This window comes from Brevibacterium pityocampae (assembly GCF_039541555.1).
Taxonomy (GTDB): domain Bacteria; phylum Actinomycetota; class Actinomycetes; order Actinomycetales; family Brevibacteriaceae; genus Brevibacterium; species Brevibacterium pityocampae.
Genome location: NZ_BAABGL010000006.1, coordinates 251,844 through 266,942, shown reverse-complemented (window position 1 = coordinate 266,942; position 15,099 = coordinate 251,844). Strand labels below are relative to the sequence as shown.

11 protein-coding genes and 1 pseudogene are annotated in these 15,099 nt (G+C 66.8%); 4 read left to right on the top strand and 8 right to left on the bottom strand.

From position 1 onward, the window contains the following. Window positions 1-52: 52 nt before the first annotated feature. From ABD883_RS07315 to ABD883_RS13775, 5 genes are read right to left on the bottom strand one after another with little or no spacing between them, the layout of a single operon-like run. Window positions 53-2,989, bottom strand: a complete 2,937-nt coding sequence (locus tag ABD883_RS07315) for a type I restriction endonuclease subunit R (protein WP_345031078.1) — start codon at window positions 2,987-2,989, stop codon at window positions 53-55. After that, a complete protein-coding gene (locus ABD883_RS07310; protein WP_345031076.1) occupies window positions 2,989-4,164 on the bottom strand; it encodes a restriction endonuclease subunit S in 1,176 nt (391 codons plus the stop codon). The genes ABD883_RS07315 and ABD883_RS07310 overlap by 1 nt, the downstream gene beginning before the upstream one ends. Further along, window positions 4,161-5,657, bottom strand: coding sequence for a type I restriction-modification system subunit M (locus ABD883_RS07305; protein ID WP_345031075.1), 1,497 nt, complete (start codon window positions 5,655-5,657; stop codon window positions 4,161-4,163). Before ABD883_RS07305 ends, ABD883_RS07310 begins: the two co-directional genes overlap by 4 nt. Beyond that, window positions 5,654-7,204: a type I restriction-modification system subunit M gene (locus tag ABD883_RS07300; RefSeq protein ID WP_345031073.1), complete on the bottom strand. Its 1,551-nt coding sequence runs from the start codon at window positions 7,202-7,204 to the stop codon at window positions 5,654-5,656. Before ABD883_RS07300 ends, ABD883_RS07305 begins: the two co-directional genes overlap by 4 nt. A 51-nt stretch (window positions 7,205-7,255) precedes the next feature. Beyond that, a complete protein-coding gene (locus ABD883_RS13775) occupies window positions 7,256-7,843 on the bottom strand; it encodes a recombinase family protein (protein WP_360317511.1) in 588 nt (195 codons plus the stop codon). A 222-nt stretch (window positions 7,844-8,065) separates the two neighbouring features. On the opposite strand from ABD883_RS13775, the pseudogene ABD883_RS07295 reads away from it, so the two are divergent. Next, a pseudogene (locus ABD883_RS07295) lies at window positions 8,066-8,473 on the top strand (TrmH family RNA methyltransferase); the annotation flags it as partial. A 73-nt stretch (window positions 8,474-8,546) separates the two neighbouring features. Then, the gene (locus tag ABD883_RS07290; RefSeq protein ID WP_345031071.1) at window positions 8,547-9,374 is read left to right on the top strand and encodes a phosphatase; all 828 of its coding nucleotides are present in this window, start codon (window positions 8,547-8,549) and stop codon (window positions 9,372-9,374) included. A gap of 12 nt (window positions 9,375-9,386) precedes the next feature. Here the strand turns inward: ABD883_RS07290 and ABD883_RS07285 are convergent, their stop codons facing one another. After that, window positions 9,387-9,938: a YbaK/EbsC family protein gene (locus ABD883_RS07285; RefSeq protein ID WP_345031069.1), complete on the bottom strand. Its 552-nt coding sequence runs from the start codon at window positions 9,936-9,938 to the stop codon at window positions 9,387-9,389. Between the two features lie 223 nt (window positions 9,939-10,161). Between ABD883_RS07285 and ABD883_RS07280 the strand changes: the two genes are divergently transcribed. Further along, window positions 10,162-10,419: a type B 50S ribosomal protein L31 gene (locus ABD883_RS07280; protein ID WP_137319730.1), complete on the top strand. Its 258-nt coding sequence runs from the start codon at window positions 10,162-10,164 to the stop codon at window positions 10,417-10,419. A 97-nt stretch (window positions 10,420-10,516) separates the two neighbouring features. Here the strand turns inward: ABD883_RS07280 and ABD883_RS07275 are convergent, their stop codons facing one another. After that, complete coding sequence (locus ABD883_RS07275; RefSeq protein ID WP_137319729.1) at window positions 10,517-11,341, bottom strand: PfkB family carbohydrate kinase; 825 nt, start codon at window positions 11,339-11,341, stop codon at window positions 10,517-10,519. 244 nt (window positions 11,342-11,585) lie between these two features. Beyond that, complete coding sequence (locus ABD883_RS07270) at window positions 11,586-12,053, bottom strand: tRNA (cytidine(34)-2'-O)-methyltransferase (protein ID WP_247424720.1); 468 nt, start codon at window positions 12,051-12,053, stop codon at window positions 11,586-11,588. A 1,269-nt stretch (window positions 12,054-13,322) separates the two neighbouring features. On the opposite strand from ABD883_RS07270, the gene ABD883_RS07265 reads away from it, so the two are divergent. Then, window positions 13,323-14,873 carry an HNH endonuclease signature motif containing protein gene (locus ABD883_RS07265; protein WP_345031063.1) on the top strand — a complete coding sequence of 517 codons (1,551 nt, stop codon included), beginning with the start codon at window positions 13,323-13,325 and terminating at the stop codon, window positions 14,871-14,873. Window positions 14,874-15,099: the final 226 nt, after the last annotated feature.

The window sequence follows — 15,099 nt, the reverse complement described above, 5'->3', positions numbered from 1 at the left end:
TCACTCTTGAGGATGGATCGATACCTCTCCAGGCGGAACTGTCGCACTCTCATCAGTAGTACTCCCGGACGTAGCCGAGGGCTTTCTCGAAAACGTCGTTGTCGCGGATCTTGAACTGGACGTAGAGCGTCTTCCGCAGAGCTTGGCGGACCTCTTGGTCGCCGCGGATCGTGGACTGCCACCCCTCGAAGCGGACCCCACGGACGACCTCGTCGATCCGGTTGACGACGTTCTCGACGATGATCGGGGTCTGATCGCCTTTGAGGGCGTCGAACAGCTCGGTCAGTGCCGCCTTGCCCTGCTCTTCGCGGGGCACCTCGTCGGCTGCTTTCTCGGCAGCAACGGTGTCGCGGGCGAGTTCGAGAAGCTCTCGAAGGAAGTCGAGGCTGGACTGTTGGATGTCGGCGTAGCGCTCGCGCAGGTCGTTGAGGCGCTGGCCGAGTTCGACGAAGACCGGGTTATGCAGGTGCCGCGCGATGCGTGCGGTGATCTGACGCTCGATCTCTTCGGTGGGGATGTCGGTGCGCCGACCAGTCATGAGGTCTTCGATCGTCTGAGCGTCGAGCACGATCGTCTCTGTGTTCTGCGGGATCTCGACGGCGACGTGCTCGTTGATCAGGTCGATTGTCTTGGCTCCGAGCGCGTGCCACACGAGACGGCCCGTGATGTCCGAGGGGCGCACCGACTCATAGACATCCGAGAGCCAGCGGTAGTCATCGCGATGTTCGCCCAGCATGGGGTCTGGACTGAGTGCCTCCCACAGCTGTGACACCACGCTGTAGGCGGCTCCGAAAGCGTCCTTCGTGACGTCGTCGGCGATCGCGGATTGTGCCTGGACGAGGCCTTCGTACCCGCCGACGGTGCGGTCGACACCGGGGAAGAATGCGAGTGCGGCAGCCATCGCCGGTGCGAGTTGAGTCTTGAGCTCCTCGATGTTGGAGACGACCTCCCGGACAGCCTGCTCGTCGAAGGAGAGGGATCGGGCGACGTCGTCGAAGATGCCGAGGTAGTCGACGATCAGGCCGTGGGTCTTGTCCGGCGGGTACACGCGGTTGGTGCGAGTGATCGCTTGGAGCAGCGTGTGCTCCTTCAGCGGCTTGTCGAGGTACTGGCAGTAGAGGATCGGAGCGTCGAACCCGGTCAGCAGCTTCGCCGTCACGATGATGATCTTGAGCGGGTCGCTCGGGTCATTGAACCGCGCGACGACCTGCTCAAGCTCCTCGGCACCTGGGGTCCACTTGGCCCAGTCGGGCGAGTCACCTCGGGTCTTCGACATGACGATGGTTGATGCCTCGGGCCCGAGGTGCTTGTCGAGCTCATTCTTGTACGCGACGCAGGAGGCCTTGTCGTAAGCGACGACCTGCGCCTTGAAACCCTGGGGCTCCACTTTGGATTGGAAGTGGGCGGCGATGTCGGCAGCGATCTTCGCGATGCGCGAGGGCGTCTTGATCAGCACCTCGATCGAGGCCGCCTTCTTCGAGAGGGTGATCTTGTCGCTCTCGGACAGATCGCGATCCGTGGCGAGTTCCTCGAACGCCGCGTCGATCGCCTCCTGGTCGATGTGGATTTCTGAGAGTCGTGGTTCGAAGTGCAACGGAAGGGTCGCACCGTCGCGGATGGAGTCCTGGAATGAGTACCGCGACAGGTAGCCGCCCTCGTCCTCGGGTGCGCCGAACCACTTGAAGGTGTTGCGGTCGCGTCGGTTGATCGGCGTGCCCGTCAGGCCGAAGAGGTACGCGTTGGGTAGGGCCTCACGCATCTTCTGCCCGTAGTCGCCCTCTTGCGAGCGGTGGGCCTCGTCGACCATCGCGATGATGTTCTGCCGGGCGTCGAGGACGCCAGGTGCCTCGCCGAACTTGTGGATCGTGGTGATGATGATCTTCCGAGCTCCCTGGCTGAGCAGCGTCTGGAGCTGGGCCCGAGAGTCGGTCGACACCAAGCCCGGGACGTCCGAGGCGTTGAAGGTGCCCGTGATCTGGGTGTCCAGGTCGATGCGGTCGACCACGATCAGGATCGTCGGGTTCGTCAGCTCGGCCATCGCGCGCAGTTTGAGCGCGGTGAAGACCATGAGCAGTGACTTGCCCGAGCCCTGGAAGTGCCAGATCAGGCCCTGCTTGACCTTGCCGAGCAGAACCCGGTCGACGATCAGATTGGTCGCCTGGAACTGCTGGAACCGCGCGATGATCTTGATCTTGCGGTGCTTCTTGTCAGTCGCGTAAAGGGTGAAGAACCGCAGAAAATCCAGGACCGCACGGGGAGTGAGTACTCCTTCGACGGCCTCTTGGACCGCGACGAGACCGATCTTCGCCGGCGCATCCTCATCGGTGGGGTCGTCGCGCCAGGGGCCCCACAGCTCGATCGGCATGCCAATGGTGCCGTAACGGAAGTCCTTGCCCTCGGTCGCGAACGAGAACACGTTGGGCACGAAGAACTGCGGGACGCTCTGCGCGTAGTCGTCGTGGATCTGCGCGGCCCCGTCGATCCAGGTGTACGCCGGCCGGATCGGCGTCTTCGCCTCACCCACCACCAAGGGCAGGCCATTGCACCAGAGCACCAGGTCAAAGCGCTTCTCGAGCCTTCCCTGTTTGAACGTCACCTCAGTCGAGACGATCCACTGGTTCGACGAATCATCGTCGAGGTCGTCGAAGTCGATCAGCCGGACCGTCGTGTGCTCGCCGTTCGGCCCGAACGGCATCGACTTCTGACCAGTCAGCCACGCCATGAACTCCTCGTTGGCCACCACTGGATGCGGGCTGTTCCGGGCAGCGATCAGGATCGCACGGAGGTTGTAGATGACTTCGTCCGCCTTCGCGGGGTCCGCCTCGATCTCCGGATTCAGCCGGACAAGCGCTCCCTCCAGCACACCTTCGAGCATCACCTCGTCGGTACGACGCGGAAGCTCGTTGCCCGGCAAAAACTGGACGTCGTCGGATTTCACTAGGTCCCGGATGAGGTCGCGCACAGAATTCGCTTCGTTGAACTGGGCCATCAGCTGCCTCCAAGCATCTCTCCGAGAACCACTTTGCCGACGGCGGTGACAGCAGCGACTTCGGCACGAAGGCGTGCGAGACCGTCCCTCAGCGTGCCGAGGGTCTCGACAAATGCTCTTCTCTCTTCGGGGAGTTCCGTCCAGGGAATTTCAAGCTCGTTGAGCCAGCGAACGGCGAGGTTGCCCAAGCCGACAGTCCCCGAGGCTGCGTCACTCATGCGGTGCTGCATCCCCGCCTCGCTCAGGACCCAGAAGAGATAATCCCTGTCGGACATGTCGTTCGCCCGCATAAGGAACTGGAACGCGGACACCGCATGCCCGTGCGCCGCTTCGGGCGGGATGTATACGTTCCCGATCCGCTGTCGGTTTCCATTAGTGCGAATCAGGATGAGGCTCGACTCGTCGATTGTGCTAACACTGGCGGGAAGTCCAGTCACATGGCCGACGCCTTCGAGATCGATCGTTCCGTCAGGCTTCGTGTTAGGGATACCAATGACAGGCACCGATCCTTCGACGGATTCACCGTGAACATCCGATGCTGGAAACGAAGGCCCGGACCGCGTCGTCGTGAGATCCCCCAGTCGCGCTGTAGTGGGTAGGGCGCTGAGCCGTGTAGCCGCGACGCGCGCAAGGACACCTTGGACCGATTCGACCTCGTCCGCAAGGGTGCGTTTATGACGCTCGATGGCCCAGAGGAGGTCGGCCATGCGCGTCTGTTCCTCGAAGGATGGGAGGTTGAACTCAAAGTCCTTGAGGTCGCGCCAGTTGGTGCGTGGCGACAGAGAACCAGCCGACGTGCCGAGAGCATGCTCGAAGAAGCCCTCCGACTGCACAATGAAGGGGAGCAAGTCTCTGCGAAGCTGCGTCTCATCGGCATCGAAGGTGTAGATGTCGCCGGAGCAGATGGCGTCGAACTCGGCGTAGGCGGCCTTTCGCTGGTAGGCACGGCGCTTGCCGAAGAGCGTCTGTCCGGGTTTGACCCGTCGAGTGAAGGTCCTGCCGGCATCGGTGGATCCCCAACGGCTGACCTTCAGCTCGCCGGGGTCCAAATGCTCCATCGCGATGATCCGGTCGATGCCGGCCGCCTCGAGATCACGGACGGTCTCATTGACATTGCGGACGACGTCGCCGAATGCCACCCGCTTCCAGGCGGACTTGTCGAGGTTCAACATCATGCCGTCACCTCTGCTCGCAGGAACGCGAGTACGTCGTCGATCGCCGCGTCGGCTACAGCAGCAGACGCTCGCCAATCAGCAACCGCATCTGTGACGTCGAGCTGGTCTCCCGCGAGGGTGGCTGAGGCTCCGGCGACGTACAGCGGAATCGCGAGGCTGTGACCCTCGTCGGCAATCTGGGCGAGTGAGGCGACGGCTGCGAACTGGTCGATGTCGGCGAAAGCGCGGTACGCCTCCAGCACTTTCTGCTGATGGGAGTCTCGCAGGAACGACTGCGCCTGCTCGCGGGCGACTTCGTTGACCGCGTTGATGAACAGCACTTTGCCCTTGTGCTCGGCGGGCTTACTGGCGCGGAGCGTGACGACCACGGCCTCCATGGGGCTGTTGTAGAACAGTCCGGCACCGAGCCCGAGCACGCACTCGATGAGGTCGGATTTGACCAGTGCTTCACGCAGAGATGCCTCTTCACGCCGGAAGAGCACCCCGTGGGGGAAGAGGATCGCAGCGCGGCCCGTATCGGGGTCGAGACTCTTGGCGATGTGCTGGAAGAACGCGTAATCGGCGCGTCCCTGCGGCGGCACGCCCCAGACGTTGCGGCCGTACGGGTCCTTGGCGAACGCGGTGCGGTTCCACGCCTTGATGGAGTAGGGCGGGTTTGCCAGCACAACGTCGAACGTCTGCAGACGGCCCTTGCCGTCTAGGAACGCCGGCCGGCTGAGGGTGTCACCGTGGGCGATGTGGCCGTCTGTGATGCCGTGCAGGAACAGGTTCATCCGCGCGATGGCGGATGTCCCGTAGTTGAGCTCCTGGCCGTAGAGGCGCAGATTCCGCCACTCCTTGCCCTGCCGCTTCAATTCGGCGGCGGTGGAGATGAGCATGCCGCCCGTGCCGCAAGTGGGGTCGTATACAGACTCACCCGGTTGGGGCTCGAGCATCATCGTCATCAGGTGCACGAGCGTGCGGTTGGTGTAAAACTCCTGCGCGGTGTGACCGGAGTCGTCCGCGAATTTCTTGATCAGGTACTCGTACCCGTTGCCGAGCTCGTCCTCGGGCAGGTTGGTGATCGAGAGCGTCTTGGTGGAGAGGTGCTCGATGAGGTCGGCCAGCGTCGAGTCCGGGAGCAGGTCCTTATTGCCCCAGTCGCCGTCACCGAAGACGCCGGGGAGTGTGTCGGGGTTGGCCTTCTCGATGGACCGCATGGCGTGAAGGAGCGTGGTTCCGATGTTCTGGGTGACGCCTCGGATGTCGTCCCAGTGGCAGCCGTGGGGGATGGCGAAGCGGTGGTTCTCTGGGAGGTCGGCGAGCTCCTCGTCGTCGTCGTATACCTCCATCGCGGCGGCGTGCTCCTCGTCGTAGACGTCGGAGATCCGCTTCAAGAAGACCAGCGGGAAGATGTACTGCTTATAGTCGCCGGCGTCAATCAGCCCACGGAGCACGATCGCCGCGCCCCACAGGTAGTTCTCGAGCTCGCGCTGTGTGATTCTGGTGCTCATACGGACAGCCCCCACTTCGTCAGCTCGGCCTCCAGCGCAGCACGCGTCCTGGTCGCCTCGGCGTGCGCCGTTTCGAGATTCGCGAGAGCGTCCGCGAGCGTGAGCTTCTCGCCGATGTCAGGTGGGGCGACGTACAGCGGGATGTTGAGGTTGTAGTCGTTGCTCTCGATCTCGGCCAGATCGACGACACGGGAGCGGCCCTCGATGTCAGCGTGGAGCTCATAGGCGTCAAGGATCTGCTGGGCATGCTCGGGTTCGAGGGTGTTCTGGTTGCGTCCGCGCTTGAACAGGTCTTCACCGTTGATGAAGAGCACCTTGCGTTTCTCCTCCGGTTGCTTCTCCTGTCGAAGGATCAGTACACAGGCGGCGAGGCCCGTGCCGTAGAACAGGTTGGGAGCCAACCCGATGACCGCGTCGACGAGGTCTGACTCGAGCACGTGGGTGCGGATCCGCGCCTCAGCGCCCTGCCGGAAGAGCGCCCCCTGGGGCAGGACGACGGCGACGCGTCCAGTCTTCGGTTTCGCGGAGGTGAGCATGTGCTGGACCCAGGCCCAGTCGGCATACCCCTTTGGTGGGACACCACCACGTGCGTTCCGGCCCCATTTGTCGGACGCCCATTCGGGCTCGCCCCAGTTCTTAAGTGAGAACGGCGGGTTGGCGACGACGCAGTCGAACTGCGCGAGGTTGTTTCCCGTGTAGAAAGCGGGGTTGCGCAGCGTGTCCTCGCGGACGATCTTGAAGTCTTCGACGCCGTGGAGCAGCAGGTTCATCCGTGCGATCGCAGAGGTCGCGAGCACTTTCTCCTGGCCGTAGAGCTTGCCCCAGAGAGTCTTGGGGCTGCCGCCGGCGGTCTTCACGTGCTCGATGACCTCGATCAGCATGCCGCCGGTGCCGCAGGCCGGGTCGTAGACCGTCTCGCCTTCGGTGGGGTTGAGGATGGTGACGAGCAGGCCGACCACCGAGCGCGGCGTGTAGTACTCACCGGCCTTCTTGTTCGACTGGTCGGCGAACCTTTTGATGAGGTACTCGTACGCGTTGCCGAACACGTCGGGCGGCACAGCGGCGTTGGTCAGCGCCTTGCTCGAGAAGTGCTCGAAGAGATCGGCGAGCTTGCGGTCGGGCAGCTTGTCCTTGTTGGTCCAGCTGGCGTTGCCGAAGATGCCGTACAGCGTCTCGGGGTTCGCTTTCTCGATCTCACGCAACGCAGTCTGCAAGGCGGTGCCGATGTTCGCTGTGTGGGTGCGCACGTCGTCCCAGAGGCTTCCGGGAGGGATCACGAAGCGGTGGTTCTCCGCGAACAGGGCGAACTCGTGGTCGCCCCCGGACTCGTCCAGCGCTTGGGCGTACTCCTCGAGGTAGACGTCGCTGATCCGCTTGAAGAACATCAGCGGGAAAATGTACGCCTTGAAGTCGGCCTGGTCGATGCTGCCGCGCAGCAGGTCAGCCGCCGCGGCGAGGTACTGCTCGAGCTCCGCCAGCGTCAGCGGATCGCTCCCGCCGTGGGGGCGCAATGCCCGCGCTGCCGCGCGTGCCTCATCCTCGGTCATCCGTCTCCTAGCTATTGCTCCACCACGCGGCAATGGCGCTACCGACTCAGCTCACGGCCGAGGGGACAACGTCCCCTGACTAGGCCCTCGTTGCGTCAGCACGCGATGGGCGGTTCCGATCGACACGCCAGCGCTTCCGGCGATGCTGCGCAACGACTCGCCTCGATCTCTCCGCATCCTAATCTCGCGCTGCGTCTCGTCGCTAATGGTGCGTGGTCGGCCGTGGCTGCCTCCGTGTTCCCGCGCCGTCTGGATGCCGGCCCGGATGCGGGAGCTTTGAAGCTCACGACGTAGTTGTCTGAGCTCGCGGATGTCAGCGAGAAGCTCCGAGTCTCCGGTGTGCTCGCCCGCGGCCAGGCCAACGAGGACCTTCACTGTTACTCCTCGGTCAATGAGGCCCAGCAGTGTCTCGAGTCCGTCGACCATGCTCGTGCTCAGGCTCCGTGCGCGGGTCACGGTGAGTGCATCCCCGTCGCCGACCTCCGCCACAGCAGCGAGGAGCCCGGGGCGGTTCTTGATCAGGCGTCGACGCGATGCTGTCGCCTCGAAGAGACGCGAGCAGATCGGCTCGAGTGCTTGCCGTTGCAATCTCGCGTCCTGAGGGTCTGCCCCGACCCGGACGAGTACAATGAGCGCCATCAGCCCAAGCTCAGGTCGCTGCTGTGCAGTCGCAGCATGGCAGTGGGTGGGGGAGTGAGGTGCATAGGGTTTATTGAACGCTCCAAGCCGGCCGACGATGACGACCGAGCGGCCATATTTTCCTTCTGACCTGCGGAGACGTAATGCTCAGTTCATCGGTGTGTCGACCGGAAGGAACCGAGCTCACGGGTCCGAAACGCTCCAGAACACTCTGTGACCGCCTCCAACCTCGGCGCGATCTTCCGCTCCGCGGCGGGCCTGGGCGTCGATGCCGTGCTCATCACCCCACGCAGCGCCGACCCGCTCTACCGCCGGGCGATCCGGGTGTCGATGGGCACGGTGTTCCAGGTCCCGTGGACGCGTCTCGACTCCTGGCCGGCCGACATCGACCGGCTCCACGAGCTCGGCTTCCACACCGCCGCGCTCGCGCTCGAGGACGACTCGGTGCCGCTGCGGGAGTTCGCCGCGCGGGCTCCTGCGCGCACAGCGCTCATCATGGGCACCGAGGGCGACGGACTGCAGCGCAGGACGATCGCGGCGGCGCGCTCGACCGTCCTCATCCCCATGGGCCACGGCGTCGACTCGCTCAACGTCGCCGCCGCGACGGCTGTGGCCTGCTACGCGCTGCAGCCGAGCGTGGACACGCCGCAGAGCGAGACTCAGCGATCGAGCGAGACCATCCGAGCGAATCCCGGAGACGACGATGCAGAACCGACGAACTGACCGCACCGATCCGACTGAGCAGACCGCGCCGGAGCTCACCCGCGCCCTCGAGGCCGCCCGGATCACCGGGGAGGTCGGCACGCCGCGCGAGGGCAACCTGTCCCACATCCAGCGGTTCCTCGACCAGGAGACGCACTTCCACTTCGGCGTGCCGCTCACCCGCGACTGGGACTACGACGCTGTCTTCGACCTCATGGTCGGCCGGGTCGGAATCTCCGCAGATCGGGCGCACACCGCCGGTCAGGACACGATCTCGACCGCGCTGTGCCTCGCGGCCTCCGCGCGCTTCGCGGCGGTGCTCGGCGAGGTCGCGCGCGGCGGCGGACGGATCCTCTTCGGCTCCGGCCACCCGGCCGGCATGGTGCCCGTCCACCAGGCCTTCGCCCGGGCCGCGGAGGCCGCCGGGGCCGAGGTCGTCCGCGCCACCGGACCGATCACCGTCGACACCGATGGGGGAGACGTCCGGCACCTCGGCGGGGTATGGGTCTGGCACCAGCACGGCGGCGTACCGCACACCCACTCGCCCGAACCGGTGGCGCATCTGCTGGCCGAGCTCAGCCGCCGCGGCGAGGCACCGCCGGACCTCGTCGTCGCCGACCACGGCTGGGCCGGGTACGCCGGCGGGCAGGGCCTGCGCGCGATCGGCTTCGCCGACTGCAACGATCCGGCCCTGTTCGTCGCCGAGGCGCAGGGCCAGGTCGAGGTCGCCGTCCCGCTCGACGACGACATCGAGCCGCAGCTCTATCTGCCGCTCATCGAGTTCATCCTGCAGCGCGCCGGCCTCCCCGCCGAGGGGATCGCGCTCTGAGCCGGCTCGCGCTCACACCTCGAGCGCGAGGTCCTCGATCACCTCGGCGCCGGGGAGGCGTGCGAGCTCGGACCCGGGGAGGATGATCTTCGAACCCCGGATGCCCGAGCCGATGATCACCTCGTCGGCCGCGATGACTCGGGAGTCGACGAGCAGCCGGTAGCCCTCCGGGAGGCCGATCGGCCCGATGCCCCCGTACTCCATGCCCGATTCCTCGACCGCCCGGTCCATCGGCAGGAACGAGGCCTTGCGGACGTCGAGGAGCTTGCGGACCCGCTTGTTGACGTCGGCGCGGGTGTGGGCGAGCACGAGGCAGGCGGCGATGCGCTCGTCGCCCGCGCGGGTGCCGGCGACGAGGACGCAGTTCGCGGAGTGCTCCGGGGCCAGGCCGTAGGCCTCGGTGAGGGCTGCGGTGTCCGCGAGGTCCGGGTCGATGGGGAACACCTCGGCGGTGAGATCCGCCGGGAGCGCGGCGAGCGCCTCGGCGGTGGGAGCGGCGACGAGCTCGGGGGTGTCGCTGGCAGGCACGGCGGTCACGGTGTCGGGCAGGATGCTCCAGGTCATGGCACCCACGATAGGACAGGCCGGCGTGCAGGTGCAGGCGCGGTGTCATGATCGGTCGGCGTGTTCGGGTTCGCCCCGGTTCGACGCGTCCGGTATAGTGGATCGTCGGTCCTCCGTGGGACCGGACCGGATCCGAGCAGGATCCGAGCACACGAATTTGAGCACTGGCAGGCGGATGAGGATCCGCATCAGGGCTCACAGGAATTCAACGCGAAGGACATTCATGAAGAAGGACATCCACCCGGAGTACGACGTCGTCGTGTTCAACGACCTCTCCTCCGGCACCAAGTTCCTCACCCGCTCCACCGTGAAGAGCGACAAGACCATCGAGTGGGAGGACGGGAACACCTACCCGCTCATCGACGTCGAGATCTCCTCGGCCTCGCACCCGTTCTACACCGGCAAGCAGCGCATCCTCGACTCCGCCGGCCGCGTCGAGAAGTTCAAGGACCGCTACAAGGGCTTCGGCAAGCGCAAGTGACGCACGCCTGAGACGAGCGCAGGGCCCCGGGATCGAATCCCGGGGCCCTGCGCTATTCACCGCTGCCGACTGCGCACCGAAAGGGTGCGACGGCCGGTCAGCTGCGCGTGACGGTGATGTCCGCGTGCGGGAAGCAGCGGACGGCGGGGTGGAGGAGCGAGCGGACGCCGGTCGCGTTCTCGATCGCCGCGGCGATGCCGTGGGCGACGGTCTCCTTGGCCCGCGCGACCGCCTCGGGCACGGCGAGTCCGGTGGCCAGCCCCGCAGCGATCGCCGAGGCGAACGAGCAGCCGGCGCCGTTGACGAGGTGGTCGTTGACCTTCTTCGTGGCGAACACCGTGACCGACTCGCCGTCGAACAGCACGTCGACCGCATCCTCGCCGGCGAGGCGGGCGCCGCCCTTGACGACGACGTTCTTCGCACCCATCGAGTGGATCGCCCGGGCCGCGTCGACCATGTCCTCGACGCTCGTGAGCTCGGCCGTGCCGGTCAGGGTCGCGGCCTCCTCGAGGTTCGGGGTGATCACCGTGGCGAGCGGGACGAGGTTCTCGACGAAGAGGTCCTTGAGGTCGACCATGGTGCCCGCGCCCTTGCACACGAGGACCGGGTCGAACACGTAGGGCAGGTGGTTGTCGCGCAGGCGCTCGGCGAGGACGAGCGCGGAGTCGACGGAGCCGAGCATGCCGGACTTGATGACGTCGAAGTCGTGGACGGCGAGCGCGGAGTCGAGCTGGCGGTTGACGACCTCGGGCTCGATGAACTCGATGACGTGGTTGAACCCGTCCTCGGGGTCGAAGGTGACGATGCACGTCACGGCGGCGGTGCCGAACACGCCGTACTCCTCGAACATCTTGAGGTCGGCGGCCAGGCCCGCGCCGCCGGAGACGTCCGAGCCGGCGACCGTGAGGGCACGAGCGATCATGAGGTGGATCCTTCCGTGGTGGGGCAGTGGGGTGCGGTGCTGGAGGTGCGAGGTGCGACGGCGCGGAGCCGTGCGCGCGGTGCACGATGGATCCACTGTACTCCTCAGTCCGCAGTGCACACGGTGATCGGTGAGCCGTGATCCGAGTGGGCGGTGAGCAGTGATCCGAGTGGGTGCGGACCGTTCCGAGTGGAGCGCACGTGTCGTCGATGCGCACTGGTCTCGCCGGGCGGGGTGTGCGGGCTCAGGTGCCGCCGGGGTAGCCGAGCTGGCGCCACGCCTCGTACACCGCGATCGAGGCGGAGTTCGCGAGGTTGAGCGAGCGTCGGGACGGCTGCATCGGGATGCGCACGGTGAGGTCGACATGGTTGTCGGCGAGCACCTCGGCGGGGAGTCCGACGGACTCGCGGCCGAACAGGAGCACGTCGTCGCCCGTGTACTCGACGGTGTGGAACGCGGTGTCGGACTGGGCGGTGAAGGCGATGACGCGGCGGTCCCCGAGCGTGTCCCACAGGGCGTCGAAGTCCGGGTGGACGGTGACGTGCGCGAGGTCGTGGTAGTCGAGCCCGGCGCGGCGCAGCTTGGCGTCGGAGAGGTCGAAGCCGAGGGGCTCGACGAGGTGCAGGTGCGCGCCGGTGACCGCGGCCAGGCGGATCGCGTTGCCGGTGTTGCCCGGGATCTCGGGGGTGCAGAACACGATGCTGAGATTCATCACCGGCCCAGTGTATGCGCGCGGGTGCTGCGAGCCGGGATGGGGAGTGCGCATCAGTCCGGTTCGGGGCGGGAGCGGTGGCACCGAGTGCCGAGGTGCGGCAGGCGGGGCGATAGGGGCGTCCCTGCTGTGACGTCCCCGCTGTGACGTCCATCCGGGGTGAAGCGTCCCGGTCGCGCCGCTGTTGAGCATCCCGGCCGAGACCGGGTTCTTCCAGCGAGGTGTTCGCTGCGCGGCGTCGCGGCAGAAGCGTCACCGTGGCGTAGTGAAGGCAACGACGTCACAGCAGGGACGTGAGGGCGAAGACGTCACGGCTGGGACGTGAAAGCCGCTGGGACGTCACGACGGGGCGTCTCAGCGGGGCGACACAGCGGGGACGCGACCGGACGGGTTCCCGCGATCGGAATGACGTCACAGCGCGGAACTCGCAGCAGAGTCGTCGCAGCAGAGGCGTGAGAACAGCGGCGTCGCACCGGGGACGTGACGGGGTGACATCATTGCGAACGCGTCACAGTTGAGACGTGACCTCCGAGACGTCACAGCAGGGGCATCACGGCGGGGTCGTCACGGCGGGGTTGTTACAGCGGGGTGACGGTGCGGGTGTGTGACCGATGCCTATGGAGCACACGGGGTCGGTTGGGCGAAGACGTCACGGCAGGCACGCCGCTGTGACGCCGGAGCCGCCGGAGTGCTGTCCTCGCTTCAGGACTCCGGCGGCTCTCATGGGCGAGCATCCCGCCGGATGAGGACGAGGTGGGCGGGCACCTCGGGGCCGGACCGGCCGCCCTAGCGTCGACGGCGAGGTATATGGGCCGGCGGGCGAGGCGCGGAACGAGCGGTCCGCGCGCCGGTTCGATGGCGCCCCGGTGGGGTCGATGGTGCACCGGTAGAGACGAGGGCATCCCGGTGGAGGCGGGCGGCCCCTGATCCGCACAGAACAGCAGGACGACAATAGATCACTGTGATCGAACCCGTGTCAGTGCCTCCCGATAGCGTGATCTCATCTCGATAAGGGTGGGGTGCGGAGCTCGCCCGAAGGAGGGGGACACGATGAGAACACCGACGGCGGAAGACGCGCGGCCGAGCGGGCATGCGAACGGGGCGGACGAGGCCGAGGATATGAGGCGTGGCGGGGATGCACCCGATGCTGACCGGACGGCGGACAGGACGGCGGCGCCTGCATCCGAGGCACCGGAGGAGCGGGAGTCCGGCGGCAACCCGGACGAGTGTGCCGAGCTCGTTCGCCGGATCCGGGGTGCCGCGGCGCAGATGGCACAGTCGCAGGCGCAGTTCGTCGCGCTCCTCGATCGGATCGATCAGGAGGGTGCCTGGGAGGGCTGGGTCGGCATCCGGAGCTTCGGGCACTGGGTGGCGTTCGCGTGCGAGATGACACCGCACACCGCGCGGGAGTACATCCGGGTCGCTCGCGGCCTGCGCGAGTTCCCCGAGGTCACCCGACTCTTCGGGGAGGGCCGGGTGTCGTATTCGAAGGTCCGTGAGATCACCCGGCTGGCAGGTCGGATCGACGAGACGGAGGCGGCGCGGATGTGCCGGGTCGCGACCTCGGCGCAGCTCTCCCGGATGATCTCGACCTTCCGGCGGATCGCGCCGGACGCGGCCGGGGTGGTCAAGGAGCTCCCCGGTGACGTGTTCCGCATCGAGCCGCTCCCTGCCGGGCGCGCACGGATCACGATCGAGCTGCCCGAGGCCGAGGCCGCCGAGGTCATGGCACTGGTGGACGCGGCCGTCGACCGGACGATCACCACCGCCCACCGGCGGGCGCGGGGAGAGGGAGCGGACGGTGAGGCGGGCGAGGGGATGAGCGGCGAAGCCGATGGTGGCGAGAACACGGAGGGTCCCGCGTCGGAGCCGATCTCCAGGGTCGACCGGTTCCTCGACCTCATCCGGACCGGATCGCGGAGCGGCGAGGAGGCCGGGACGACGTCCCGCCGGGCCGAGGTGCACGTTCACGCATCCATCGCGACCGTCGCCGGCGCGGACCCTGCCTCCGAATCCGCTGCGGGGCGGGTCGAGGCGGAGGATGCGAACATCGGCGCGACAGCCGGGGCACACCGCGACACGGGCGATGAGCCGACCGAGGCCGTGGACAGCAGTGAGCCTCGCGCGGTGTCAGAGGCCGACGTCGCCTGCATCGAGGGGTACGGCGCGGTGACCGCCGCCACCGTCGGCCGGCTGAGCTGCGGATCGCCGCTCGTGGGCGCCCTCATCGATGCATCCGGCGACGTGCTCGCCCTCGGCCGGACGAAGCGCCTGGCCTCGCATCGCCAGCGGCGGGCCCTCGCGGTGCGCGACATCGGATGCCGATTCCCCGGCTGCTCGCGCACCCGGCTGCTCGAGGCGCACCACATCCGACCGTGGTCCGAGGGCGGCCCGACGGACCTCGACAACATGCTCCTGCTCTGCCGCTCGCACCACATCGCGATCCATGAGCACGGTGTGTCCATCGCCCGGCGCGCGGGCGAGGTTCCTGACGGCGGTGCTCATGATGACGACGCTCATGATGGCAACGCTCATAGGGGCGCAGCGCGGACCGATCGGCATCCCGGCGTCGGTTTCGTCTTCACTGCCGCGGGTGCCGAGCTCATGCCGACGTGGAGGGAGACGGATGACGTCGGGGTGTTCGATACCGCCTGGCTGTCCTGGGACGACTACGACCGGGTCGCCAATCATCCGGAGCGCATCTGCACCCTCGGCGGCGGGGAGGGCTTCGACCTCCACGAGTGCGTCCGCTGGATCTTCGACGCCGCCCGGCTCCACGATGACGGCCTGCCGCGCGACGAGGCCGAGGCCGCCGCCTGACCCAGCGGCTGCGGATCGGGGCCGGGCGGCTGCCGGCTGGCGTCCGGTGCCGGGGCGTGGGTGCCGGTGTGCTGGTGCCGTGGCGGCTGGGCTGTGCTCGTGCGGCGATCATGCCGCGTTCGAACGGTGGCCTGGCCGCGTGCGAGCGAAGAGCTGAGTATGTTCGAACGGCGACCGGGTGCCCTTCGAATCCCACTTGAATGATTAGAACTGACGTTCGATACTG

Bases quoted from the DNA above. Each gene is read 5' to 3' on its own strand.
- ABD883_RS07280 (WP_137319730.1), top strand. From the start codon at position 10,162: ATGAAGAAGGACATCCACCCGGAGTACGACGTCGTCGTGTTCAACGAC.
- ABD883_RS07285 (WP_345031069.1), bottom strand. From the start codon at position 9,938: ATGACCTGGAGCATCCTGCCCGACACCGTGACCGCCGTGCCTGCCAGC.
- ABD883_RS07300 (WP_345031073.1), bottom strand. From the start codon at position 7,204: ATGACCGAGGATGAGGCACGCGCGGCAGCGCGGGCATTGCGCCCCCAC.
- ABD883_RS07305 (WP_345031075.1), bottom strand. From the start codon at position 5,657: ATGAGCACCAGAATCACACAGCGCGAGCTCGAGAACTACCTGTGGGGC.
- ABD883_RS07310 (WP_345031076.1), bottom strand. From the start codon at position 4,164: ATGATGTTGAACCTCGACAAGTCCGCCTGGAAGCGGGTGGCATTCGGC.
- ABD883_RS13775 (WP_360317511.1), bottom strand. From the start codon at position 7,843: ATGGCGCTCATTGTACTCGTCCGGGTCGGGGCAGACCCTCAGGACGCG.
- ABD883_RS07270 (WP_247424720.1), bottom strand. From the start codon at position 12,053: ATGAATCTCAGCATCGTGTTCTGCACCCCCGAGATCCCGGGCAACACC.
- ABD883_RS07290 (WP_345031071.1), top strand. From the start codon at position 8,547: ATGCAGAACCGACGAACTGACCGCACCGATCCGACTGAGCAGACCGCG.
- ABD883_RS07265 (WP_345031063.1), top strand. From the start codon at position 13,323: ATGGCACAGTCGCAGGCGCAGTTCGTCGCGCTCCTCGATCGGATCGAT.
- ABD883_RS07275 (WP_137319729.1), bottom strand. From the start codon at position 11,341: ATGATCGCTCGTGCCCTCACGGTCGCCGGCTCGGACGTCTCCGGCGGC.
- ABD883_RS07315 (WP_345031078.1), bottom strand. From the start codon at position 2,989: ATGGCCCAGTTCAACGAAGCGAATTCTGTGCGCGACCTCATCCGGGAC.